The sequence below is a fragment of the Pseudomonas sp. KCJK8993 genome, assembly GCF_046230915.1.
In the GTDB taxonomy this organism is placed as follows: domain Bacteria; phylum Pseudomonadota; class Gammaproteobacteria; order Pseudomonadales; family Pseudomonadaceae; genus Aquipseudomonas; species Aquipseudomonas piscis.
Genome location: NZ_JBJJLO010000048.1, coordinates 19,785 through 44,464 on the forward strand (window position 1 = coordinate 19,785; position 24,680 = coordinate 44,464).

The window sequence follows — 24,680 nt, forward strand, 5'->3', positions numbered from 1 at the left end:
ATGCGTATCGTCGTTGCATTGGGCGGTAACGCCCTGCTCCGCCGTGGTGAGCCCATGACCGCGGACAACCAGCGCGCCAACATCCGCATCGCCACCGAACAGATCGCCAAGATCCATCCCGGCAACCAGCTGGTGATCGCCCACGGCAATGGTCCGCAAGTGGGGCTGCTGTCGCTGCAGGCGGCGGCCTACACCCAGGTCTCGCCCTACCCGCTGGACGTGCTCGGGGCCGAGACCGAGGGCATGATCGGCTACATCATCGAACAGGAACTGGGCAACCTGCTGGACTTCGAGGTGCCGTTCGCCACCCTGCTGACCCAGGTGGAAGTGGACGCCAAGGACCCGGCATTCAAGAACCCGACCAAGCCCATCGGCCCGGTCTATGACAAGGAAGAAGCCGAGCGCCTGGCCAAGGAAAAAGGCTGGGCCATCGCTGCGGACGGCGACAAGTTCCGCCGCGTGGTGGCGAGCCCGAAACCCAAGCGCATCTTCGAGATCCGCCCGATCAAGTGGCTGCTGGAGAAAAGCAGCATCGTGATCTGCGCCGGCGGTGGCGGCATCCCGACCCTGTATGGCGAGGACGGCAAGCTCAAGGGCATCGAGGCGGTGATCGACAAGGACCTGTGCTCGGCACTGCTGGCCCGACAACTGGAAGCCGACCTGCTGGTGATCGCCACCGACGTCAACGCGGCGTTCGTCGACTTCGGCAAGCCGACCCAGAAGGCCATCGCCCAGGCCCATCCGGACGAAATCGAGAAGCTGGGCTTTGCCGCCGGCTCCATGGGCCCCAAGGTCCAGGCGGCCTGCGAATTCGCCCGGCAGACTGGAAAAGTCGCGGTGATCGGTTCACTCTCGGACATCGAAGCCATCGTCCAGGGCCAGGCCGGCACGCGCATCAGCACGGCGAAACCCGGCATCAGCTACCTGTAGACGCCCGCTGCCAGAATACGGGCAGGCCCGCGGCCTGTCCCTTCTTCAACGCCCAGGAGGACAACGCCTATGGCCATGTTTGAGCCCGGTCACCTGCATATCGAGCGCCATGCGCTGAACAAGGACGACTACAGCTACAACCTGTGCATCGACTACGAACTGGCCCAGGACCCCAAGGAGGGCCGGGGCATGCAGTTCACCCTGCACGGCACCATCGAGGACAAGCCCCTCAAGGAACAGTTCTTCCTGGCCAAGGACCAGGCCTTCGATTTCGCTCGCCATGCCGCGCGTATCGCCCAGCAACACGGGATGCCCAAGAGCGCCAATATCTCTTCCCTGCACAAGTACTACGACGAAATGTTCGAAGACGTGCGCAAGCAACTGGACATCAAGTCCGGCGACCCGATGAATCCCGAACACCTGGAATAAGCCCCGGGCAGTTGCCAGCCTGCCGGCGCCAGTCACGCCGGCAGACTTGCGCACCTGCCCCGGACCTTGCGCCGGCGCCGGCCACGGCGATTTCGACTAAGCCCCGCGCCCAAGGCATACTGGCACCCCTCCAGTGCCCCAGAACCCTCCGCCACCCCCATGCGTATCCACGTCAGCTTCATCGACCGCGTCGGCATCACCCAGGAAGTCCTGGCCCTGCTGGGCGGGCGCAACCTCAACCTGGATGCGGTGGAAATGGTGCCGCCCAACGTCTACATCGACGCCCCGACCCTGAGCCCGCAAGTCCTGGATGAACTGCGCGACGCCCTGTTCAACGTGCGCGGCGTGCAAGCGGTGACGGTGGTCGACATCCTCCCCGGGCAACGCCGCCACCTGCAGCTCGATGCCCTGCTGGCCGCCATGACCGACCCGGTGCTGGCCCTGGACAGCGCCGGCAAGGTGCTGCTGGCCAACCCGGCGCTGGTGGCCCTGTACGGCCGCGAGCCTGCGGGAGAAAGCGTGGCCGAGCTGTTCGCCGACCCCGGCCTGCTGGCTACGCTGCTGGAACAGGGGTTTCGCCTGCCGCTGCGGGAGGTCACGGTCAATGGCCAGACCTTGTTGCTCGACGCCATGCCCATCACCGATGCCGGCGCCCTGCTGACCCTGTACCAGCCCAATCGCATCGGCGAGCAGTTGTCGGCCCTGCACCACGATCATGCCGAGGGCTTCGATGCCCTGCTCGGCGAGTCGCCGGCGATCCGCACCCTCAAGGCTCGGGCGCAACGGGTCGCGGCCCTGGATGCGCCGTTGCTGATCCAGGGTGAAACCGGCACCGGCAAGGAACTGGTGGCCCGCGCCTGCCACGCCATCAGCGCTCGCCATAGCGCGCCGTTCCTGGCCCTGAACTGCGCGGCGCTGCCGGAAAACCTCGCCGAGAGCGAGTTGTTCGGTTATGCCCCCGGCGCCTTCACCGGAGCCCAGCGCGGGGGCAAGCCAGGGCTGATGGAACTGGCCAACCAGGGCACGGTATTCCTCGATGAAATTGGCGAGATGTCGCCCTACCTGCAAGCCAAGTAGCTGCGCTTTCGCAACGACGGCAGCTTTCGCCGGGTCGGTGGCGACCGCGAGATCAAGGTCGATGTGCGCATCCTCAGCGCTACCCATCGCGACCTGGAGAAAATGGTCGCCGAGGGCAGCTTCCGCGAGGACCTGTTCTACCGCCTCAATGTGCTGACCATCCAAGTACCGCCATTGCGCGAACGCGGCCAGGACATCCTGTTGCTGGCCCGCTACTTCATGCAGCAGGCCTGCACCCAGATCCAGCGCCCGGTATGCCGGCTGACCCCGGGCACCTACCCAGCGCTGCTGGGCAACCGCTGGCCGGGCAATGTGCGCCAGCTGCAGAACGTGATCTTTCGCGCGGCGGCGATCTGCGACGGCAACCTGGTGGACATCGGCGACCTGGACATCGCCGGGACCTCGGTGGCGCGCCAGAACGATGCCGAGGTCGAGAGCCTGGAGCAGGCGGTGGAAGGTTTCGAGAAAGAGCTGCTGGAAAGCCTTTATGCCCATTCCCCCTCGCCCCGGCAGCTGGCCAACCGCCTGCAGACCTCCCACACCGCCATCGCCCATCGCCTGCGCAAGTACGGTATCCCCGGCAAGCCCTGAAGCAGACTGCACTGCTTCTTTAGCAGCGAAGCTCGCTCGCGAAAATCTCAACGACGCCGCGATGCCTGGAGCCTGCGCAGCGCCCTCGGCCTCTATCGCGAGCAAGCTGCGCTCCTACAAAAAACGGGCGAAAAGCGACCTCCATCTGTACTGAAAGCGCTACAGCGGAACGATATCGCTACAGCCGCGCCAAGCCTCTGTTCTCCAAGACTTTGATCCCCAAAGCGTTTTTTTCGCAGCCAGGGCTGTAGCGATTTCGCTACAGCCGATCCAGTCATTTGCTCGCCAAAATAACTCAAGCCATTGATTTATAAAGAATAAATAAAAATTGGCCATGTTCTTGCTATGGATATCGCCATTCGGCTCGGCCCCGCACGAGCATTCAATCGCGTCCACCAGACGAAATCTGGCCCCTGAGGAGTTTCCATGAGCGAGTTGCGTTTTACCGAAGATCACGAATGGCTGCGTGCTGAAGCCGATGGCAGCGTCACCGTTGGCATCACGGCTTTCGCGCAGAACGCCCTGGGCGATGTGGTGTTCGTGCAACTGCCCGAATTGCAGGGCTACGACAAGGGCGCCGAAGCCGCCACCGTGGAATCGGTGAAGGCTGCCAGCGGCGTGTACATGCCCCTGGACGGCGAAGTGGTCGCCATCAACCCGGCCCTGGAAGACCGCCCGGAACTGGTCAACGAAGACCCGCTGGGCGAAGGCTGGTTCTTCCGCTTCATTCCTGCCGATGCCGGCACTGTTGGCCAACTGCTCGACCAGGACGCCTACGACCGCCTGATCAAAGCCAACGCCCAAGCCTGAGGAATCCGTGATGACCGTCAACCTCACCACCGCCAACGAATTCATCAGCCGCCATATCGGCCCACGCCAGGACGACGAGCAAGCCATGCTCAACCGCCTGGGCTTCGACTCCCTGGAAGCCCTGAGCGCCAGCGTGATCCCCGAGAGCATCAAGGGCACCAGCGTGCTGGAACTCGGCGCCGGCCAGAGCGAAGCCGATGCCCTGGCTTCGATCAAGGCCATCGCCGCCAACAACCAGCTGTTCAAGACCTACATCGGCCAGGGCTACTACAGCTGCCATACGCCTTCGCCGATCCTGCGCAACCTGCTGGAAAACCCGGCCTGGTACACCGCCTATACCCCATACCAGCCAGAGATCTCCCAAGGCCGCCTGGAAGCCCTGCTGAACTTCCAGACCCTGATCAGCGACCTGACCGGCCTGCCGATCGCCAACGCATCCTTGCTCGACGAAGGCACCGCCGCCGCCGAGGCCATGACCTTCTGCAAGCGCCTGAGCAAGAACAAGGGCAGCCATGCCTTCTTCGCCTCCGTGCATTGCCACCCGCAGACCCTGGACGTACTGCGCACCCGCGCCGAACCCCTGGGCATCGAAGTGGTGGTGGGCGACGAACGCCAGCTGACCGATGTCAGCCCGTTCTTCGGCGCCCTGCTGCAATACCCGGCCAGCAATGGCGACCTGTTCGACTACCGTGAGCTGGCCGAACGTTTCCATGGGGCCAATGCCCTGGTGGCCGTGGCCGCCGACCTGCTGGCCCTGACCCTGTTGACCCCGCCGGGCGAATTCGGCGCCGACGTAGCCATCGGCAGCGCCCAGCGCTTTGGCGTGCCACTGGGCTTCGGTGGCCCGCACGCGGCCTATTTCTCCACGCGCGATGCGTTCAAGCGCGACATGCCTGGCCGCCTGGTCGGCGTCTCGGTGGACCGTTTCGGCAAGCCGGCGCTGCGCCTGGCCATGCAGACCCGCGAACAGCACATCCGTCGCGAGAAGGCCACCAGCAACATCTGCACCGCCCAGGTCCTGCTGGCCAACATCGCCAGCATGTATGCCGTGTACCATGGTCCCAAGGGCCTGGTGCAGATCGCCCAGCGCATCCACCAGCTGACCGCGATCCTCGCCCAGGGCCTGGCGCAACTCGGCCTGGCCCCGGAACAGCAGGACTTCTTCGATACCCTGAGCCTGCACACCGGCGCCCGCACTGGCGCATTGCATGAACAAGCGCGTGCGCAGCGCATCAACCTGCGGGTGATCGACGCCGAGCGCCTGGGCCTGTCCCTGGACGAGACCTGCTCCCAGGCCGACGTCGAAACCCTGTGGCAGCTGCTGGCCGAAGGCAAGCCGGTACCGGACTTCGCCAGCGTGGCCCAGGCCGTCTCCAGCCGCATTCCAGCGGCGCTGGTACGCCAGTCGGCGATCCTCAGCCACCCGGTGTTCAACCGCTACCACTCGGAAACCGAGCTGATGCGCTACCTGCGCAAGCTGGCGGACAAGGACCTGGCCCTGGATCGCACCATGATCCCGCTGGGCTCGTGCACCATGAAGCTCAACGCCGCCAGCGAGATGATCCCGATCACCTGGGCCGAGTTCGGCGCGTTGCACCCCTTCGCCCCGACCGAGCAAAGCGCCGGCTACCAGCAACTGACCGACGAACTGGAGGCGATGCTCTGCGCCGCCACGGGCTATGACGCCGTGTCGCTGCAGCCCAACGCCGGCTCCCAGGGCGAGTACGCCGGCCTGCTGGCGATCCGTGCCTATCACCAGAGCCGTGGCGAAGGCCGCCGCGATATCTGCCTGATTCCATCCTCGGCCCACGGCACCAACCCGGCCACCGCCAACATGGCCGGCATGCGCGTGGTGGTCACCGCCTGCGACGCCCGGGGCAACGTGGATATCGAGGACCTGCGAGCCAAGGCCATCGAGCATCGTGAGCACCTGGCCGCGCTGATGATCACCTACCCGTCGACCCACGGCGTGTTCGAGGAAGGCATCCGCGAGATCTGCGGCATCATTCATGACAATGGCGGCCAGGTGTACATCGACGGCGCCAACATGAACGCCATGGTCGGCCTCTGCGCCCCGGGCAAGTTCGGCGGCGACGTGTCCCACCTGAACCTGCACAAGACCTTCTGCATTCCCCATGGCGGTGGCGGCCCGGGTGTCGGCCCGATCGGCGTCAAGTCGCACCTGGCACCGTTCATGCCGGGCCACGCGGTGCTGGACAACAAGCAGGGCGCCGTCAGCGCCGCGCCTTTCGGCAGCGCCAGCATCCTGCCGATCACCTGGATGTACATCCGCATGATGGGCGGTGCCGGGCTCAAGCGTGCCTCGCAATTGGCGATCCTCAGCGCCAACTACATCGCCCGGCGCCTGGAAGAGCACTACCCCGTGCTCTATACCGGTAGCAACGGCCTGGTGGCCCACGAATGCATCCTCGACCTGCGTCCACTCAAGGACAGCAGCGGCATCAGCGTCGACGACGTGGCCAAGCGCCTGATCGACTTCGGCTTCCATGCCCCGACCATGTCGTTCCCGGTGGCCGGCACGCTGATGATCGAACCGACCGAAAGCGAGTCCAAGGAAGAACTGGATCGTTTCTGCGACGCCATGATCCGCATCCGCGAGGAGATCCGCGCCGTGGAGAACGGCACCCTGGACAAGGATGACAATCCACTGAAGAACGCTCCGCACACTGCGGCGGAACTGGTGGGCGAGTGGACGCACCCGTACAGCCGCGAGCAGGCGGTGTATCCGGTGGCGTCGCTGGTCGAAGGCAAGTACTGGCCACCGGTGGGCCGGGTCGACAACGTGTTCGGCGACCGCAACCTGGTGTGCGCCTGCCCGTCGATCGAAAACTACGCTTAAGGCAGCCACAAGCTAATAGCCTCAAGCTGCAAGCAAGAGTTGCCCGACTTCTGACTTGCGGCTTGCGGCTTGCGGCTTACAGCTGCCGCTATAACAAGAAACCGGAGAACCAACATGTCCCTGAGCGTGTTCGACCTGTTCAAGATCGGCATCGGCCCCTCCAGCTCCCACACCGTCGGCCCGATGCGCGCAGCCGCGCGCTTCGTCGAGGGCTTGCGCCGTGAACAGCTGCTGGCCGCCACCGCCAGCGTCAAGGTCGAGCTGTATGGCTCGCTGGGCGCCACCGGCAAGGGCCACGGCAGCGACAAGGCCGTGCTGCTGGGCCTGGAAGGCGAACACCCGGACACCGTGGATACCGAAAGCATCGGCGCTCGCCTGCACGCGATACGCAGCAGCGCAAGCATCAACCTGCTCGGCGAACAGCGCATCGCGTTCAACGAGAAAGAACACCTGGCGCTGATCCGCAAGCCCCTGCCCTATCACCCCAACGGCATGATCTTCCGTGCCTTCGATAGCGCCGGATTGCAGATCCGCAGCCGCGAGTACTACTCCGTGGGCGGAGGTTTCGTCGTCGATGAAGACGCCGCCGGCGCCGACCGCATCGTCGAGGACGCCACGCCACTGACCTTTCCTTTCAAGACCGCCCGGGAGCTGATGCAGCATTGCAGCACCTACGGCCTGTCCATCAGCCAGGTGATGCTGGGCAACGAAAGCGCCTGGCGCCCGGAAGCCCAGACCCGCGAGGGCCTGCTGAAGATCTGGCAGGTCATGCAGGATTGCGTGGATGCCGGCTGCCGGCATGAAGGGATATTGCCTGGCGGGCTCAAGGTCAAGCGCCGGGCCCCGGCCCTGTACCGGCAGTTGTGCAAGCACCCGGAAGCCGCGCTGCGCGATGCGCTGTCGGTACTGGATTGGGTCAACCTCTACGCCCTGGCGGTCAACGAGGAAAACGCCAATGGCGGTCGGGTGGTCACCGCCCCCACCAACGGCGCGGCCGGCATCATCCCGGCGGTCCTGCACTACTACATGCGCTTCATTCCCGGGGCCAACGAGGACGGGGTGGTGCGTTTTCTCCTGACTGCCGCCGCCATCGGCATCCTGTACAAGGAAAACGCCTCGATCTCCGGCGCCGAAGTCGGCTGCCAGGGTGAAGTGGGCGTGGCCTGCTCGATGGCCGCCGGTGCCCTGTGCGAAGTCCTGGGCGGCAGCGTGCAGCAAGTGGAGAACGCCGCGGAAATCGGCATGGAGCACAACCTCGGGCTGACCTGCGATCCCATCGGCGGGCTGGTGCAGGTGCCCTGCATCGAGCGCAACGCCATGGGTTCGGTGAAAGCCATCAACGCGGTGCGCATGGCCTTGCGCGGAGACGGGCAGCACTTCGTGTCCCTGGACAAGGTCATCCGCACCATGCGCCAGACCGGCGCCGACATGAAAAGCAAATACAAGGAGACCGCCCGTGGCGGTCTGGCCGTGAACATCATCGAGTGCTGATACCCACACTGGGTCTCGGTCCATTTTTCAGGAGTCGCCATGTCCACCCAAACACTGTTGAAAACCCCATTGCACAGCCTGCACCTGGAACTCGGCGCGCGCATGGTGCCGTTCGCCGGCTACGACATGCCGGTGCAGTACCCATTGGGCGTGATGAAGGAACACCAGCACAGCCGCGAGCAGGCCGGGCTGTTCGATGTGTCCCACATGGGCCAGATCCTGCTGCGCGGCGCCAACGCCGCCCAGGCCCTGGAGACCCTGGTGCCGGTGGATATCATCGACCTGCCGGTGGGCATGCAGCGCTACGCCATGTTCACCAATGAACAAGGCGGCATTCTCGACGACCTGATGGTGGCCAACCTGGGCGACGAGCAACTGTTCCTGGTGGTCAACGCCGCCTGCAAGGACCAGGACCTGGCCCACCTGCGCCGGCACATTGGCGAGCAGTGCGAGATCCAGCCGCTGTTCGAGGAGCGTGCCCTGCTGGCCCTGCAAGGCCCGGCGGCAGTCACCGTGCTGGCGCGCCTGGCGCCGCAAGTGGCGCAGATGACCTTCATGCAGTTCAAGCCGGTGACGCTGCTGGGCGTCGACTGCTTCGTCAGTCGTTCGGGCTACACCGGCGAAGACGGCTTCGAAATCTCGATCCCCACGGCCCAGGCCGAGAAGATCGCCCGCGCCCTGCTGGCCGAACCGGAAGTGGCCCCGATCGGCCTCGGCGCCCGCGATTCGCTGCGCCTGGAAGCCGGCCTTTGCCTCTATGGCCATGACATGAACGAACAGACCACGCCGATCCAGGCCAGCCTGCTCTGGGCCATCTCCAAGGCCCGTCGGGCCGATGGCCCACGGGCGGGTGGCTTCCCCGGTGCCGCAGTGATCTTCGCCCAGCAGCAAGAGGGCGTGGCGCGCAAGCGTGTCGGCCTGCTGCCCCAGGAGCGCACGCCGGTTCGCGAAGGTGCGGAAATCGTCGATGCCGACGGCAATATCATCGGCAGTGTCTGCAGCGGCGGTTTCGGCCCGACCCTGGGCGGCCCGCTGGCCATGGGTTACCTGGATATCCGGTACACAGCGCTCGACACGCAGGTTTGCGCAATAGTTCGTGGGAAAAAGGTGCCAATGCTTGTAAGCAAAATGCCATTCGTGCCTCAACGCTACTATCGCGGCTAAACGACTGTTTCTATAAGTAACGCGGTTGCGTTAAAAGTGCACTAATCTGTAACGCCACCGCCATAAAACAGTGCATATTTTCGATACTGAAAGGCACTTATAACGCTCGAAAACAATTGAACAACTCTATCGAATAAGCCGTGCACGCTAGTTCCGCCAAACCTCGGCAAGCTGTGTAAAACCGGGGCTTCGCGGGGCTTGTTTTTTCTCCCATAGTTGGCGTAGAGTCTCCCCACTGTGTTTGCATGGGTCGCTTGGAATCGTGACCTGGGCAGTAGCTAACAAGTTTGCTACACCCGTTCGACGTCTCTTACTTTCCTGCAACCCAGCCCAGTACTCTTCCCCAAGGAAGAGACTGTCATTAATTTTTTAGCGTCAAAGGAAATAAGAAATGTCCCAACGTCAGAGCGGTACCGTCAAGTGGTTTAACGACGAGAAAGGTTTTGGTTTTATCACTCCAGAGAGCGGTCCGGATCTGTTCGTACACTTCCGCGCCATTCAAGGTAACGGCTTCAAGAGCCTGAAAGAAGGCCAGAAAGTGACCTTCATCGCTGTGCAAGGCCAGAAAGGCATGCAGGCTGACGAAGTACAAGCTGAAGCTTAATCGTCTGCAACGAAAAAGCCCCTGATGCTGACATCAGGGGCTTTTTTGTGCGCGCAAATCCGTAAAATGGCTTCTTTTTCCAGACGAGAGCCTGTCATGCCCAAACACCTGCTAAGCCCCCAGGGCGAATACCCCGCCGCCGGCCTGGGCCGTCGCCTGGCAGCGATGTTCTATGACTTCCTGTTGTGCGTCGCCCTGCTGATCGTCACGGGCGGCATCTACAAGCTGATCCAGATGCAGATCATTGGCGAAACCCGCATGCGCGCCCTGACCGAGTCCGGGGCCCTGGATGGTGATCCGCTGTACTCCACGGTCCTGTTGTTCGTGCTGTTCGGTTTCTTCGCCAAGTTCTGGACCCACTCCGGCCAGACCCTGGGCATGCAGGTCTGGGGCATCCGGGTACAGAACGCCGACGGCAGCCGTATCAGCCTGTGGCAAGCGCTGCTGCGCTTCATGGTGTCCATCGCCTCCTGGCTATGTGCCGGCCTGGGCTTTTTCTGGGTGCTGGTGGACAAGCAGAAACGCAGCTGGCACGACATCTATTCCAACACCCAGTTGGTGCGCATCCCCAAGCGGAAGAAATAATCCGTCCCCAATGAAAAACGCCCCGACGGATCGGGGCGTTTTCTTGTCCGTGACAACAGCCTCAGGCGTTGCCGGCCAGCTTCATCCGCGCGGCCTGGGTGAAATCCAGCATGCGCTTGAGCGGGCGGATGGCGTTGGGGATCAGCGCCGGGTCCACATGGATCTCGTTGCTGCCCTGCTGCAGGCAATGCAGGGTACGCTCCAGGGTGTTCATGGCCATCCACGGACAGTGGGCACAACTGCGGCAGGCCGCGCCGTTGCCCGCAGTAGGTGCCTCGATGAACACCTTGTCCGGACACAGCTGCTGCATCTTGTAGAAAATGCCGCGGTCGGTGGCGACGATGAAGGTCTTGTTCGGCAGGCGCTGCGCCGCAGCGATCAACTGGCTGGTGGAACCCACCGCATCGGCCAGTTCGATCACCGAGCTGGGCGACTCCGGGTGCACCAGGATCGCCGCATCCGGATACAACGCCCGCATGTCTTCGAGCTGCTTGGACTTGAACTCTTCGTGGACGATGCAGGCACCGTCCCACAGCAGCATGTCGGCGCCGGTCTGGCGCTGGATGTAGGTGCCCAGGTGCTTGTCGGGCCCCCAGATGATCTTCTCGCCGTTGTCCATCAGGCTCTCGACGATCTCCAGGGCGCAGCTGGAAGTCACCACCCAGTCGGCCCGGGCCTTCACCGCAGCGGAGGTGTTGGCATACACCACCACGGTGCGCTCGGGATGCTGGTCGCAGAACGCCGAGAACTCATCCACCGGGCACCCCAGGTCCAGGGAACAGGTGGCTTCCAGGGTCGGCATGAGCACGCGTTTTTCGGGGTTGAGGATCTTCGCCGTCTCGCCCATGAAGCGCACCCCGGCCACCACCACGGTCTTGGCCGGATGGGCATTGCCGAAACGGGCCATTTCCAGGGAGTCGGAAACACAGCCACCGGTCTCTTCGGCCAGGGCCTGGATCACCGGATCGCAATAGAAGTGGGCAACCAGCACCGCGTCCTGGGCCTTGAGCTCAGCCGCGATGGCGGTACGGAAATGGGCTTCTTGCTCGGCACTCAACGGCACGGGTTGCTTGGCGTCGAGGTGGGCTTGAACCAGAAGGCGTTCGGAAATTTGCGTCATGTTCGCAAGACCTGCAGGCGCTTGGGCGCGAAAGTCGAGTATACCACCGGCTCCGGACCGCTCAGGGCCCCGCCGGGAGAGTGAGTTCATCAGGCACGGACAACGTTGGAGCCGCGCAAGGCTACAGAATATCCCGGGTATTCAAAAGTTTATTCTGTCCGCCGGCTGATCTTCACAGTGCATACCGACTGACGGGCAAAACGCTGTTGGCCCGGCTAGCGGCTCGACCGGGCCAACGGCCATTGGCACTCAGTCGGCGCCCAAGCTGGAGGGCTCCTCCAGTACCCGCTTGGGATGCATGCCATTGACCATGCCCATGAACGGCGCATGGATCGAGTAGCCCAGCAAACGCTGGATGTGTTCGCTGCACTGGCGCACGGTATCGCGCGGGATCGACAGGCTGAAGTTCTCCTGCTGGCGTGCCCAGGGCTCGCAATACTGTGCCGTCAGGGCCAAGCGCGGTACCTGGCTGCGATTGGCGCCACCGCCATGCCAGAGCGTGCCGAGAAAGAACACCACCGATCCCTTGGGCATCACCACCGGTTGCGCGCAGGCCCGCTCCGCCTCGGTGGGTAGGCGACCATCCCAGAGATGGCTACCGGGGATGACCAGGGTGGCGCCGTTGTCCGCGGTGAAGTCATCCACCGCCATGACCGTGGCTGCGCCATAAGGTGGCCGCGGACGCGCCATCGGATAGAACGCATCATCGTAATGCAGGCTCTGCGCGGACTCTCCCGGCAGGATATTGATGGCCTGCAGTTGGGACAGCAGGTAGTTCGGTGCCAGGATCCGATCCAGCAGTCCGAGCACCAGCGGATGCTCCACCAGAGGGTTGCAAGCCAAGGTCTTGGCGATCACCGCATACAAACGCTGGGTACGCATGCCCTCGAAGGCATTGCGTCCGGTGTGATGCGAAAAGAGCCCACCAAGCGCCCTGCGCATCTCATCCACCTGCTGCTCATCGAACAGGCGCTCGAGCACCACGAAGCCATCGCGCTGCAAGTCCCTGACAAGGTTTTCCAGCAGCGCCGGTGCCACGGCTTCCTGGCTGCCGGCGGTCGAGGGATGGGTCCTGGCATAACCGCTGTGCATGTAGTCGTGCTGCTCGGGCAAGGTCTTGTTATTCATTGCGCTGCTCCCGGGTGGTAGGTCGCATCAATTTGTAGGACCCTGGCGCAACCGCCAATGACGCTTTGCCTCAACTGACATGACCGACTGGATCGTTGCCCCGACCATTCCCGCCCGCTTTGCCCGCGAACTGCTGGCCCAGTTGCGCCTGGATGCAACCACCCACGACGCCCTGCTGCAACGCTGCGGGTTGTCCAGGGAGATGCTGCGTGACGGTCATCGGCTGGCTCCTCTCACCTACCGGGCCTTGAGCCGGCTGGCCGTAGGAGCCAGTCACGACGAAGCCTTCGGGTTCTTCGCCCGGCCCGTCCCGCTGGGAAGCTTCGCGCAATTGCTGCGACTGCTGGTGCACCTACCCACCCTGGCCGACGCTCTTGAAGAAGCAGCGCGTTTTTACCAACTGTTCGATGGTGCACGGCCCTGGCAGCTGGAAAAGGACCTCAACAGTGCCCGCTTGGTACTGGTTCCCCGAACAAAAGCCCAGGCCGACTCCACGCTCTGGCCCCATATGTTGCTACTGGCGCTCTGGCACAGCGCAAGCTGGCTCACAGGGCAAACCCTGCCGTTGCGCCAGATTGTCCTTCCCGAGCAACTCGCCACGTTCGCCCCGCAATCGCGCTTCCTGTTCGGCCACCAGCCCCTGTGCGGTACCAGGGCCCTGCTGGAACTACCAGTGGCCAGCCTGCGTGCCCCGATCATGCGTCGCCCCGAGGAAGTGGCACGTTTCACCCGCCACTTGGTGCCGACCCTGATCGCGCAAGCTCCCGCGCCCCACCTCGAGACCCAGCTGCGCAGCCTGCTTTGCGCGGCCGAGCCCTTCGCCAGCCTGTCCGAGATCGCTGCAGCCCAGGCCCTGGGGCTTTCCCGACAAACCCTGGCACGCAAGCTGGCAAGCCTGGGCACCAGCTTCCTCGGTATCCGCGAAGACCTGCGGCGCGACCTGGCCTGCGCCCAACTGGCACGCGGAACGATGAGCGTCGCAGACCTGGCACACCTGCTGGGCTACTCCGAACCCAGTGCGTTCCAACGTGCCTTCAAGCAATGGACTGGGCTTCCGCCAGGAGCCTATCGCGGTGGGCGGCGGGTGAATAGAACCGGCTGATTCTTCCCCTGCGCGAGGTATCGGCAAGCGGCTCTCCACCAACGAGACTCGTGAACCTGGCTACATCGCTCTGGTGAGCGATGGTCGTAGCGATATGAGTCACTGAACCGCACAGGTCTCAATCACCCCGCTGCCGTCCAGTTCCCGAAAGGAAGAAGGTCTCGATCATATGGCTGCATCCGGCACGAGCAATCCGCCCTCGCCGCCCGGCATCGATGACCGCCCATACCGTCGCCATGAACAATTCCGACATGGCCACTGCTGACAGCTCGATACGGAAAGCGCCTGCTTGCTGCCCCTGTAGGAAAAACTCGTCCAGGGCCTGGATATAGCCCCGCCAACGCTCGCCACCGTTGGACTCCCTCAAGGTATCGGGGGGAGTCTGGAACATCAGGAAATGAATGAACTCGCTCTGCTCCAGGTGCCTGGCGGTCAAACGTTGCAGGGCGCTACCCGGACTGGAGGCATGCAACTCTGCCCCAATAACCAGATGATTGAGCACCTTCGAAGCATGATCGAGAAGCATCTCGACCAAGTTGTCCCGCGTACCGCAGAACCGATGGAGACTCGCCTTGCTCATCCCCGCCAACGTTGCAAGCTCCCTCAAGGTGGCGTGGGGCCGAGCTGCAATGGCCTGGGCCAATAAGCGCAATGTGCGCTCGTCTGGGCTGTTCCTGAACACTTCCTACTCCCTGCTAGCCGGTGGTGACCCGATCACCTGACGGGAGCACCATGAAACATTTAGCACCAAATGAAACACTGTAAATCATTGTGGATCAATATTGCTCCAAAAAAATCCAAATGAAATCATCCCACCCCTTTAAACCGTTAAGCCTTTGAGGGGAAAAATGGATAGCAAAGTCCGCTGCCGAGTCCTGGCACTAGTAACCTGCCTGACGCCGGCCAGCCTTGCGGGATGCCTGCAGGAGCAACCTGCACAAGAGCCGACCATCAAGCTGGTCAGCGTCGAGAGAGTCGCCTCCCAGACACTGCAACTGACCGCCCAGCTACCCGGGCGGGTCGAACCGATACGCGTTGCGGAAATCCGTGCCCGAGTTGCCGGTATCGTCACCAAACGCCATTTCGAAGAAGGGGCCGAGGTCAAGAGCGGAGACCTGCTGTTCGAGATCGACCCGGCCCCCATGAAGGCGGCGCTCGCCCGGGCCCAGGGTGAATTGGCAAAAGCCAGCGCCGATGTCATGGATGCTCAATCGAAGGTCAAGCGCTACGAACCTCTGGTCGCGATCAATGCCATCAGTTCGGAGGATTTCGACACCGCTGTCGCCACGCTGGAACGCGCCAAGGCGGCACAGCACAGCGCACGGGCAGACCTGGAGACGGCCCAACTGAACCTGGGCTACGCCTACGTCAGGGCTCCTATTTCCGGCAAGATCGGCAAGGCTATGGTCACAGAGGGAGCACTGGTCGGCCAGGGCGAGGCCTCGCTAATGGCCGAGATCAAGCAGCTTGACCCGATCTATGTGGACTTCAACCAGTCAGCCTCGCAAGCCATCAGGCTCAAGGCCGCATTGGCCGACGGCACACTCTCGACCGACTCCGACCAACGCCTGCGGGTACAGATAGACGACACCCGATACAACCGCGAAGGCGAATTGCTGTTTGCCGATGTAGCGGTCGATCCCGGTACCGGACAGGTAACCCTGCGCGGACACTTTGCCAATGAAGATCGCTTGCTGCTGCCTGGCATGTATGTTCGGGTCAGCGCTCCCCAGGGCACCGATCACCAGGCGGTCCTGGTGCCGCAACGGGCCATCCAGCGTGACAAGCAGGGTCAGGCACAGGTCTGGGTGGTGAATGATGAAAATCTGCTCGAACCACGCCTGGTCCAGACGGGAGACATGCATGCATCACGCTGGCACATCACCGAGGGTCTGAAGACCGGCGAGCTGGTGGTGGTGAGCAACCTGGACGGCCTGAGCGCAGGCGACAAGGTCAACCTCACGCCTTCGGCAAATCATCCGCGACAGACGTCGACTGACTGAAGCGGCAAGAAGCAGAGGAACCCACCATGCCTGCGTTTTTTATCCAGCGTCCCAACTTTGCCTGGGTCGTGGCCCTGTTCATCTCGATGTTCGGGCTTTTGCTGATCCCCTCCTTGCCAGTGGCGCAATACCCGGATGTCGCCCCACCACAGATCAACATTTATGCAACCTATCCTGGCGCCTCCGCCACGACGCTGACCAACTCCGTTACCAGTGTCATCGAGGAAGAACTCAGCGGCGCCAAGGGCCTGCTCTATTTCGAGTCCGCCAGTAACTCCAACGGCGTGGCCGAAATCATCGTGACCTTCAGTCCGGGAACCGATCCGGACCTGGCCCAGGTCGACGTGCAGAATCGCCTGAAGCAGGCAGAGGCCAGGCTACCCCAACCGGTGCTCACTCAAGGGCTGGAGGTCGAGCAGACCACTTCCGGCTTCCTGATGATCTACGCCCTCAAGTACAAGAACAGTCAAGCCGGCGATGACACCAGCGCCCTGGCGGACTACATGGCGCGCACCATCAACCCGGAGATCCGCCGCTTGCAGGGAGTCGGCAAGCTGCAGTTCTTTGCCGCAGAGGGGGCCATGCGAGTCTGGGTCGATACCCAGAAGCTGATCGGCTTCGGGTTGTCCATCGACGACGTGAGCAACGCGATCAAAGCCCAGAACGTCGAAGTCCCCGCTGGCAGCTTCGGCGCCGCGCCAACACCCGGCAAACAACAGGTCACCGCGACCCTGGCGGTCAAGGGCACCCTGAGCACGCCAGCCGAATTCGGCGAAATCGTCTTGCGGGCCAACACCGATGGTTCCCAGGTCAAGCTCCGCGACGTGGCACGTGTGGAGATTGGTAGCCAGGACTACAGTTTTGCCACCCGCCTCAACGGACAACCTGCCGTAGGCAGCGCCGTGCAATTGTCGCCAGGTGCCAACGCCCTGGCCACCGCCGAGGCCGTCAAGACACGCCTCGCCGAACTATCCCCGTACTTTCCGGACAACGTCGAGTTCGTCGTGCCCTACGACACTTCCAGATTCGTCAAGGTCGCGATCGAGAAAGTCATCTACACGCTGCTCGAGGCGATGGTTCTGGTGTTCCTGGTGATGTTCCTGTTCCTGCAGAACCTGCGCTACACCCTGATCCCGGCCATCGTGGTGCCGGTGTGCCTGCTGGGCACCTTGGGCGTGATGTACCTGCTGGGCTTCTCGGTGAACATGATGACCATGTTCGGCATGGTACTGGCCATCGGCATCCTGGTAGACGACGCCATCGTGGTGGTGGAGAACGTCGAGCGGATCATGGCCGAGGAGGGCCTGTCTCCGGTCGAGGCCACGGCCAAGGCGATGCAACAAGTGTCCGGCGCCATCATCGGGATCACCCTGGTCCTGGCCGCGGTGTTCCTGCCGCTGGCCCTGATGGGGGGGTCGGTAGGGGTGATCTACCGGCAATTCTCCATCTCGCTGGCCATTTCCATCCTGTTCTCCGGCTTCCTCGCCCTGACCTTCACCCCCGCACTCTGCGCCACCCTACTCAAGCCGGTGATTCACGGCCATGAGCCAAAGCGCGGGTTCTTCGGCGCGTTCAATCGGTATTTCGCTGCCCTGACCGAGCGCTACAGCGTGCTCAACACTCGCCTGGTGAAACAGACCGGGCGCTACATGCTGATCTACGCGGGCCTCTTGGCAGTGCTGGGCCTGACCTACCTGCGGCTCCCGGAATCATTCGTGCCCAACGAAGACCAGGGTTATACGATCGTCGACATCCAGTTGCCGCCCGGAGCCACCCGCGAGCGCACATCGGCCGTCAGCGACGAACTGGAACAGTACCTGCTAGCTCGCCCCGCCACGGCGTCCACGTTCCTCTTGATGGGCTACAGCTTCTCGGGGATGGGCGAGAATGCCGCGCTGATTTTCCCTAGCCTCAAGGATTGGGCCGAACGCGACACCGAACAATCCGCTGCCGTCGAAACCCAGAAACTCAACGAACGTTTTGCCCAGGCATCGGACGGCACTGTACTGGCGATCAGTCCGCCGCCCATCGAAGGCCTTGGCAATTCCGGAGGCTTTGCCCTGCGCTTGCAGGATCGCGGCAACGTCGGACGTGAAGCCTTGCTCGAAGCACGGGACCAATTGCTGGAAAAAGCCAACGCCAACCCGAAGATCCTCTACGCCATGATGGAAGGACTGAACGAAGCACCACAATTGCGCGTAGCCATCGATCGAGAAAAAGCCCAGGCCATGGGGGTGGGTTTCGACGCCATCAGCAACGCGCTGGCCAATGCCTTCGGGTCTGCGGTGATCAACGACTTCTCCAATGCCGGACGCCAGCAACGGGTAGTGATCCAAGCCCGGGCCGAGGACCGGGTCCGGCCAGAGACCATCCTCAATCTCTATGTCGGCAACAGCAGCGGCAACCTTGTGCCACTGAGCGCCTTCGTAACGCTGAAATGGGAAGAAGGCCCGGTGCAGATCGTCAGGTACAACGCCTACCCCAGCATCAAGATTGCCGGCGATGCCGCGCCGGGCACCAGCACCGGTGAGGCCATGGCGGAGATGGAGAAGCTGGCCAGCCAGCTACCCGCCGGGATCGGCTACGAGTGGACCGGCCTGTCCTATCAGGAAAAAGTCGCCAGCGGACAGGCCGGTCAGTTGCTGCTTCTAGCGGTTGTCGTGGTGTTCCTGCTGCTGGTGGCGCTCTACGAGAGCTGGGCCATTCCCATGAGTGTCATGCTCATCGTTCCCATCGGAGCCCTCGGTGCCGTGGCTGCGGTGACCATCGCCGGCATGCCCAACGACGTCTATTTCAAGGTGGGACTGATCACCATCATCGGGCTGGCGGCTAAGAACGCGATCCTGATCGTCGAGTTCGCCAAGGATCTGCTCGAACAAGGCCGCTCATTGAAGGAGGCAGCCGTTGAGGCGGCGCGCCTGCGCTTTCGCCCGATCATCATGACCTCGATGGCCTTCATCCTCGGCGTGATACCCCTGACTCTGGCCGTCGGCGCCGGCGCAGCCAGCCAGAAGGCGATCGGGACCGGGGTCATTGGCGGGATGATCTCAGCCACCTTCCTGGGGGTGATACTCGTACCGATCTTCTTCGTCTCGGTCCTGGGCCTGTTGCCCAGGAAGCGGCCCATGCAGCAGCCAAACGACACGGTTCCAGAAGCACTGAAGGAGTAACTCCGGTGACACGTATTCATCACCAACACCCAGCCCTGGTGGCTTTGCTCCTGGCACTCGCCGGCTGCTCGCTGGCGCCCGAGCACCAACGCCCGGGCTTGCCCGTGGCCGAGCAATGGCCACAGTCGCCGGAGCAGGTATCCCCAGGCCAGGCTCGGCACCAGGGATATCGGGCGTTCATCACCGACCCGCACTTGCTCAAGGTGGTCGAGACGGCGCTGGGCAACAACCGCTCGCTCCGCCAGACCCTGCTGGATATCGAGGCTGCCAGGGCGCAATACCGCATCCAGCGCAGTGAACGCCTGCCATCGCTGAACGCCGATGCCAGTGCCCATCGCGCCCATGTGCCAGCCGACCTTTCCAGCTCAGGCAAGGAAGGCGTCGCATCCAGCTACAAGGTCGGCTTGAGTCTCCCCGAATATGAACTGGATCTGTTCGGCCGGCTCAACAGCCTGAGCGACTCGGCACTGGAGCACTTCCTGGCAGCACAAGAAACGGCAGCAAGCGCACGCATTGCCCTGATTGCCGAGACAATCCAAGGCTATCTCAATCTGGAGGGAGCCCAGCGTCAACGCCTGCTGACCCACCAGACTCTCCTGGCACGCCAAGCTTCGCTGAATCTGGTCAGGCAACAGCTGGCCAACGGTACGGCTACCGCCCTGGACTTTCAGGAAGCACGTGGCCTGGTGGAACATGCCAGGGCCGACCTGGAAAACAGCGAACGCCTGCTGCGCCAGGCACGCAATGCCCTGGTCCTGCTGGTGGGTACACAGGATGCTGCCAAGCTGTTGCCCACCCGACCGGGCGAGCAGAGGCGCATCCTCCAGCAACTCTCCCCCGGGGCACCCTCGCAGTTGCTGGAGCAACGCCCCGACATCCTCGCCAGCGAACATGTACTAAGGGCCAGGAATGCCGATATCGGAGCCGCCCGGGCGGCGTTCTTCCCGCGTATCACCCTGACCGGCTCCTTCGGCAGTTCCAGTACCGAGATGTCTCGGCTGTTCGACGGCGGCTCGCGTGCCTGGACCTTCATCCCGAACCTGGAGCTGCCTCTGTTCCACGGCGGGCGCAACCGCGCCAACCTGGACCTGGCCAAGGTACGCAAGGACTCCGCCGTGGCCAGCTACGAACAGACCGTACAAACCGCGTTCCGGGAAGTGGCCGATGCGTTGGATGCCACCGACACCCTGCACCGGGAGGTCCAGGCAAGAAACGAACTGGCCGGAGCCAGTGGCGAGGCCCTGGTCCTGGCCAAGGCTCGCTACGAGCGGGGCGTGGACAATCACCTGCGTTACCTGGAGGCCCAGCGCAGCCACTTCAATGATCAGCTCGGCCTGATCCGGATCAGCACTGAGCAGCAACTGGCACTGGTTGCCCTGTACCGGGCGCTGGGAGGTGCCTGGTACTGAACCCGCAATGCCGCGCTATGGGGAACCGATAGCGCGGTATCCGCCAATTTGCCCCAATCACCGACTGGCCATGTAGACTTTTGCGTTTGTCCCAGTGAAGGAAGGAACTCACATGCGAACAGCAGTCATTGACGAGCACGTCATCAGCGAACTCGTCATTGCCTTGGCTCGTAATCCACGTGCCTCCCTGCAGGAGCTGGCTACAACCGTACGCATCGGCAAGACCACCCTCTACCGATACGCCAAGACGCGCGAAGAGCTGATCGACACACTGCGCGAGCGCTGCGTCAGCACCATGCTGGAGGCCGCGCAATCAGCCCTGCAGGATAGCTTGCCGTTGGTGGAGGCCTTCTCCAGGCTGGTGCACAACCACCTGGCCCACAAGGACGCCTGCGCCTTTCTGCTGAGCTATGGACGCTCCCCGCAGACCCCGCGTGCACAGGAGGTCGACCAGAAACTGCAGACCTATGAACAGATCATGGAAGCCTTCTTCATCCGAGGGCAAAAAGAGGGGCTGTTCAAGATCGGCCTCACGGCGATCGGCCTGACCGACCTCTTCAACTACGCCCTCGCCGGCCTGGCAGAGTCGGCCCTGGCGGGCCGTGTTGCATCACTGGGCCTGGAGAACATCGCCACAGACCTGTTGCTCAATGGACTGCGTGCCTAAAAGGCTCGCGGAACACCGGCCTGCCGATATTCTCGGGCAGGCCGTCCTTCTCCCTCAATAACCCGCCACGTAGTCGGTAATCTCCTGCTGGTACGCAGCCTTCCTGTCAGCCGACGCCCAACTGGCATCGAAGGAGTTCCGCGCCAGTTGCACCATCTCGGCCGGGGTCATCGGGTAGTTCTGCGCCAGGGCGAACATGTCGTCGGACACATAGCTCTGGAAGTACGCCGGGTCATCGGAGTTGACCGTGACCTTCACCCCGGCCCTGAGCAATTGCAGGATCTCATTGCCCTTCATGTCGCCGACGAAGCCATTGGACACCGGGCAGCACGTCAGGCCGATCCCCTTGTCCCGCACATAGGCCACCAGCTCCGGGTCCTCGACGATGTTGGTGCCGTGATCCAGGCGGTCGACCTGGATGTCCAGCAAGGCCTGGCGAATATTGCCGATGGAATTGTGCTGGTCGATGTCGCAATGCATGGTCAGGTGGAAACCCGCCTGCCTGGCCTTGCCGAACACCTCGCGGAATTTGCTTGGCGGGTTGCCGTTCTCGTCGGAGTCCAGGCCGACCCCGAGGATCTTGTCCCGGTGCACCAAGGCCTGTTCCAGGGTGTCGGCGGCCGACTGTGCGGACATGTCCCGCAAAAAGCACATGACCAGGGCGGTTTCCACGCCAAGGGCACGGCTCTCGCGGACAGCCCGGTGATAGCCGTTGATGACGGTTTCGAAAGCGATGCCACGGCTGGTGTGGGCCTGGGGATCGAAGAACAGCTCGACATAGCGGACATTGTGTTCCCGGGCCTTGTGCAGGTAGGCCATGGCCAATTGATAGAAGTCCTCCTCCTGCTGCAGGACGTTCATCGCCGGGTAGTACACCTGCAGGAATGACGACAGCGAATCGAACCTGTAGCTGCGCTTGATCTCCTCGATGGTGGTTTGGCCGATATCGACCCGGTTCCTCTCTGCCAGGGCCAGCTTCAGTTCGGGCTCCAGCGTGCCCTCCAGGTGCAGGTGCAATTCGGCCTTCGGCAGGCCCTTGATGAAATCGTGGGTAAGGGTGGTCGGTAACATCGGATCAGGCTCCTGTTTTTATTATCACGTCGGGTTCATTGCGTTGAGTGGGGCCCTGGTCGCCCGTGGCGGCTATCGGCCGGTCGACCAAGAGGAAATAGGCCAAGGCCGACAGGCAGGCCACGCCCGCCGCCAATACGAAGGCCAGGGCAATGGAGTGGGTACGGTCGATGATCCAGCCGCTCACCACCGGGGCGAACGAGCCGCCGAAAAAGCCGATGAAATTCTGGATGCTGCCCAGCGACGCCACCAGCTGGGGCGGCGCCGCCACGCTCACCAGGCCCCAGGCCGAACCACCCGCCAAGTTGACGAAGAACATCGCCAGCGACAGGTAGGCGATGCAGGCAACGATGCTGTCGACGAACACCGAAGGCACGCAGAACAACGCGCCGCCCAACAAGCCGGCGATCAATGGCAGCTTCCTGCTGGCGATGGGACTGGTACCGGCTGCGATCAAGCGATCGGCCACCCAGCCACTGCTGAACATGCCCAGTGTCGCGAACAGGTAGGGAATGGTCAGCACCCAGCCGGTGCCTTCCACGCCCAATTGGCGCTCTCCGGCCAGGTACCCGGGCAACCAGGCCAGGGTCAGCAGCACCATGTACATCACGCCGACGAACCCCAGGGCGATGCCCCAGGTGGTGCGATGCAGGAACAAGCCCTTCCAGTCGGCGAAGCTGGCCTTGGGCACCGCTACCTCGGTGTCGTCCTGGAAGTAGGCCTGGTCCTCGGGGCCGAGCCGCCCCTCGTTGCGATCGCGATAAACCACCAGCCAGACCACCGCCAGCGAGCCGCCCACCACGCCCATGATGACGAACATGCCGCGCCAGCCGAAAGTGACCATCAAGCTGGTCAGCAACGGCGGCGCAATCATCGAGCCCAGGGTGGTGGAAGCCAGGAACGCACCGGTGGGCAGGCCGCGTTCGCTCACCGGGAACCAGTCGCTGACCACCTTGACCCCGCCGGTGTATTGCGGTGACTCGCCGACGCCCAGGCAGACCCGCGCCACCAGCAACTGCGACATCGAGGTGGCCAGGCCACAGACCGCCTGGGCCGCGGACCATGCCGCCAGGGCCCAGCCGAGCACCAGTCGCGCCCCCTTGCGGTCCACCAGGGCCCCACTGGGCAATTGCGCAAAGGCATAGGCCCAGGAGAAGGCCGAGAAAATCCAGCCCATCTGCGTGGCGGACAGCGACAGGTCGGCGCTCAACAAATGGTTGGCGATCGCCACCGTGCTTCTGTCGAAATAATTGACGATGCCCATCAACATCAACAGCACCACCGCCGTCCACTGTGAGCGGCGCAGGTGCCGGGGCTTGGCATGGCTCATCATGATGACTCCCGAACGTCGCGACAGCTTGGCCTAGGCGGCCCGTTCGCCGATGTAGGGCGGCTTGATCCGGGACCAGACCTGGACGATGAGCCGGTCGATTTCCCGGGAGAACGTCTCATGCAACGTCCGCTTGGCAGCAGCATCCAGCCAGCAGGCATCGACCCCGGCCAGGGCCAGCTGGCGAGCCTGGTGGATACCCCAGCCGCAGTGGCTGAACAGTTTGGCCCAGGAGTGTTCCAGGTCGGTGTGGTGCAGGTAGGGATCGTCGGTACCGATGTTCAAGCGCAGGCCGGCATCGTGCATCAGCTTGATTGCGTCCATGCGGTTGCCCAGGTTGCTTTTCTTGGCGGTGCACACGGTGACGTTGAAGGCAATGCCCTGCTCCCGGGCCGCAATCACCGCTTCCGGGTCGGCCAGCAGGTTGTAGCCATGGTCGACGCGATCGCAGGCCAGCGCCTCGATGCAGGTCCGCAGGTGAGTGGGCGGCGCCAGCGCCAGGGGCTGGTTGTCCTCGCAGACATGGGCGGTGCGCCGCAGGCCATGGCGCGCCGCCAGTTGGTAGGCCTCGATGAACCGTTGCGGCGGCCCCTTGCCCTCGGCGAAGTCCATGCCGATGCCGGCCACTTCGTCACGTCGATGCTCCAGCACTTGCTCGACCATGGCCCGGGCCACCCCTGCCGGACGTTCGCGGTCGATACAGGGAACCAGCAAGCTGGACATGGCGAAATCGCTCCGGGCGGCGTTCATGCCGTCGATCAGGCCATCCACCACCACGCGGTAGCGCACCTGGTTATCGAGGAACACCGTGGGGTTGAACGACAACTCCAGGTGCCGGCAATTGCCCTTGCGGTGGGCGTCTTCCAACAGTTCGTAGGCCACCCGGGCAAAGTCCTCCCGGTCCACCAGGCATTGCCCGGCCAGGCGCAGGACATTCAGGAAGCCTGGAAAGTCCCGGTATCGATAGATTTGCCGCGCGTCACCGGCCGGCAACGACAGGCCATGCTTACGCCCCAGGGCCACGAGGGTATCCGGGCGAATGGCGCCCAGCAGATGGATATGCAGGTCGGTCTTGGGAATACGCCGCAGGAAGTCACCCAGGACGGGATCTTGAATCATGGTCGAGTGCCCTTCTGATC

At 63.1% G+C, this 24,680-nt stretch carries 19 protein-coding genes and 1 pseudogene; 14 read left to right on the top strand and 6 right to left on the bottom strand.

Annotated features, from left to right (window positions below):
• From arcC to ACK6AU_RS16870, 9 genes and pseudogenes are all read left to right on the top strand, one after another.
• Window positions 1-930 carry a carbamate kinase gene (gene arcC, locus ACK6AU_RS16830; protein WP_185700509.1) on the top strand — a complete coding sequence of 310 codons (930 nt, stop codon included), beginning with the start codon at window positions 1-3 and terminating at the stop codon, window positions 928-930.
• Window positions 931-999: 69 nt separating this feature from the next.
• The gene (locus ACK6AU_RS16835; RefSeq protein WP_185700508.1) at window positions 1,000-1,359 is read left to right on the top strand and encodes a DUF5064 family protein; all 360 of its coding nucleotides are present in this window, start codon (window positions 1,000-1,002) and stop codon (window positions 1,357-1,359) included.
• Window positions 1,360-1,518: 159 nt separating this feature from the next.
• Window positions 1,519-3,027: pseudogene (locus tag ACK6AU_RS16840) on the top strand (sigma-54-dependent transcriptional regulator).
• A gap of 426 nt (window positions 3,028-3,453) precedes the next feature.
• Window positions 3,454-3,837, top strand: coding sequence for a glycine cleavage system protein GcvH (gene gcvH / locus ACK6AU_RS16845; protein WP_185700506.1), 384 nt, complete (start codon window positions 3,454-3,456; stop codon window positions 3,835-3,837).
• A gap of 10 nt (window positions 3,838-3,847) precedes the next feature.
• On the top strand, window positions 3,848-6,697 hold the full coding sequence (gene gcvP, locus ACK6AU_RS16850; protein ID WP_409300164.1) for an aminomethyl-transferring glycine dehydrogenase: 2,850 nt from the start codon (window positions 3,848-3,850) through the stop codon (window positions 6,695-6,697).
• A 114-nt stretch (window positions 6,698-6,811) separates the two neighbouring features.
• Window positions 6,812-8,188, top strand: coding sequence for an L-serine ammonia-lyase (locus ACK6AU_RS16855; RefSeq protein WP_185700504.1), 1,377 nt, complete (start codon window positions 6,812-6,814; stop codon window positions 8,186-8,188).
• 39 nt (window positions 8,189-8,227) lie between these two features.
• On the top strand, window positions 8,228-9,352 hold the full coding sequence (gene gcvT / locus ACK6AU_RS16860) for a glycine cleavage system aminomethyltransferase GcvT (protein ID WP_409300167.1): 1,125 nt from the start codon (window positions 8,228-8,230) through the stop codon (window positions 9,350-9,352).
• A 391-nt stretch (window positions 9,353-9,743) separates the two neighbouring features.
• A complete protein-coding gene (locus ACK6AU_RS16865; protein WP_007977299.1) occupies window positions 9,744-9,956 on the top strand; it encodes a cold-shock protein in 213 nt (70 codons plus the stop codon).
• A gap of 96 nt (window positions 9,957-10,052) precedes the next feature.
• Window positions 10,053-10,541 (top strand): RDD family protein, encoded by a 489-nt coding sequence (locus tag ACK6AU_RS16870; protein WP_185700502.1) that lies wholly within the window; start codon window positions 10,053-10,055, stop codon window positions 10,539-10,541.
• A 61-nt stretch (window positions 10,542-10,602) separates the two neighbouring features.
• Here ACK6AU_RS16870 and nadA read toward each other — a convergent pair whose 3' ends face one another.
• Together nadA and ACK6AU_RS16880 are read right to left on the bottom strand one after the other, a co-directional pair.
• On the bottom strand, window positions 10,603-11,661 hold the full coding sequence (nadA, locus tag ACK6AU_RS16875; protein WP_185700501.1) for a quinolinate synthase NadA: 1,059 nt from the start codon (window positions 11,659-11,661) through the stop codon (window positions 10,603-10,605).
• A gap of 249 nt (window positions 11,662-11,910) precedes the next feature.
• Entirely contained in the window at window positions 11,911-12,789 is an 879-nt protein-coding gene (locus ACK6AU_RS16880) for a phytanoyl-CoA dioxygenase family protein (RefSeq protein WP_409300169.1), read from the bottom strand.
• A gap of 79 nt (window positions 12,790-12,868) precedes the next feature.
• Here ACK6AU_RS16880 and ACK6AU_RS16885 point away from each other — a divergent pair, with 79 nt between their 5' ends.
• Window positions 12,869-13,891: an AraC family transcriptional regulator gene (locus ACK6AU_RS16885; RefSeq protein WP_185700499.1), complete on the top strand. Its 1,023-nt coding sequence runs from the start codon at window positions 12,869-12,871 to the stop codon at window positions 13,889-13,891.
• A 118-nt stretch (window positions 13,892-14,009) separates the two neighbouring features.
• Here the strand turns inward: ACK6AU_RS16885 and ACK6AU_RS16890 are convergent, their stop codons facing one another.
• Window positions 14,010-14,573, bottom strand: coding sequence for a helix-turn-helix domain-containing protein (locus ACK6AU_RS16890; RefSeq protein ID WP_185700498.1), 564 nt, complete (start codon window positions 14,571-14,573; stop codon window positions 14,010-14,012).
• A gap of 166 nt (window positions 14,574-14,739) precedes the next feature.
• On the opposite strand from ACK6AU_RS16890, the gene ACK6AU_RS16895 reads away from it, so the two are divergent.
• The 4 genes from ACK6AU_RS16895 (at window position 14,740) to ACK6AU_RS16910 (ending at window position 21,140) form a co-directional block, all read left to right on the top strand.
• Window positions 14,740-15,894, top strand: a complete 1,155-nt coding sequence (locus ACK6AU_RS16895) for an efflux RND transporter periplasmic adaptor subunit (protein WP_185700497.1) — start codon at window positions 14,740-14,742, stop codon at window positions 15,892-15,894.
• A gap of 26 nt (window positions 15,895-15,920) precedes the next feature.
• Window positions 15,921-19,064 (top strand): multidrug efflux RND transporter permease subunit, encoded by a 3,144-nt coding sequence (locus ACK6AU_RS16900; RefSeq protein WP_409300172.1) that lies wholly within the window; start codon window positions 15,921-15,923, stop codon window positions 19,062-19,064.
• 5 nt (window positions 19,065-19,069) lie between these two features.
• Complete coding sequence (locus ACK6AU_RS16905) at window positions 19,070-20,473, top strand: efflux transporter outer membrane subunit (RefSeq protein ID WP_185700495.1); 1,404 nt, start codon at window positions 19,070-19,072, stop codon at window positions 20,471-20,473.
• 112 nt (window positions 20,474-20,585) lie between these two features.
• Window positions 20,586-21,140: a TetR/AcrR family transcriptional regulator gene (locus ACK6AU_RS16910; protein WP_185700494.1), complete on the top strand. Its 555-nt coding sequence runs from the start codon at window positions 20,586-20,588 to the stop codon at window positions 21,138-21,140.
• 54 nt (window positions 21,141-21,194) lie between these two features.
• Here the strand turns inward: ACK6AU_RS16910 and add are convergent, their stop codons facing one another.
• From add to ACK6AU_RS16925, 3 genes are all read right to left on the bottom strand, one after another.
• Window positions 21,195-22,211, bottom strand: coding sequence for an adenosine deaminase (gene add, locus ACK6AU_RS16915; protein WP_409300175.1), 1,017 nt, complete (start codon window positions 22,209-22,211; stop codon window positions 21,195-21,197).
• A 4-nt stretch (window positions 22,212-22,215) separates the two neighbouring features.
• Window positions 22,216-23,541 carry an MFS transporter gene (locus tag ACK6AU_RS16920; protein ID WP_409300177.1) on the bottom strand — a complete coding sequence of 442 codons (1,326 nt, stop codon included), beginning with the start codon at window positions 23,539-23,541 and terminating at the stop codon, window positions 22,216-22,218.
• Between the two features lie 33 nt (window positions 23,542-23,574).
• Window positions 23,575-24,680, bottom strand: a 1,106-nt coding sequence (locus ACK6AU_RS16925; protein WP_409300179.1) for an adenosine deaminase, incomplete at its 5' end; no start/stop codon positions are given.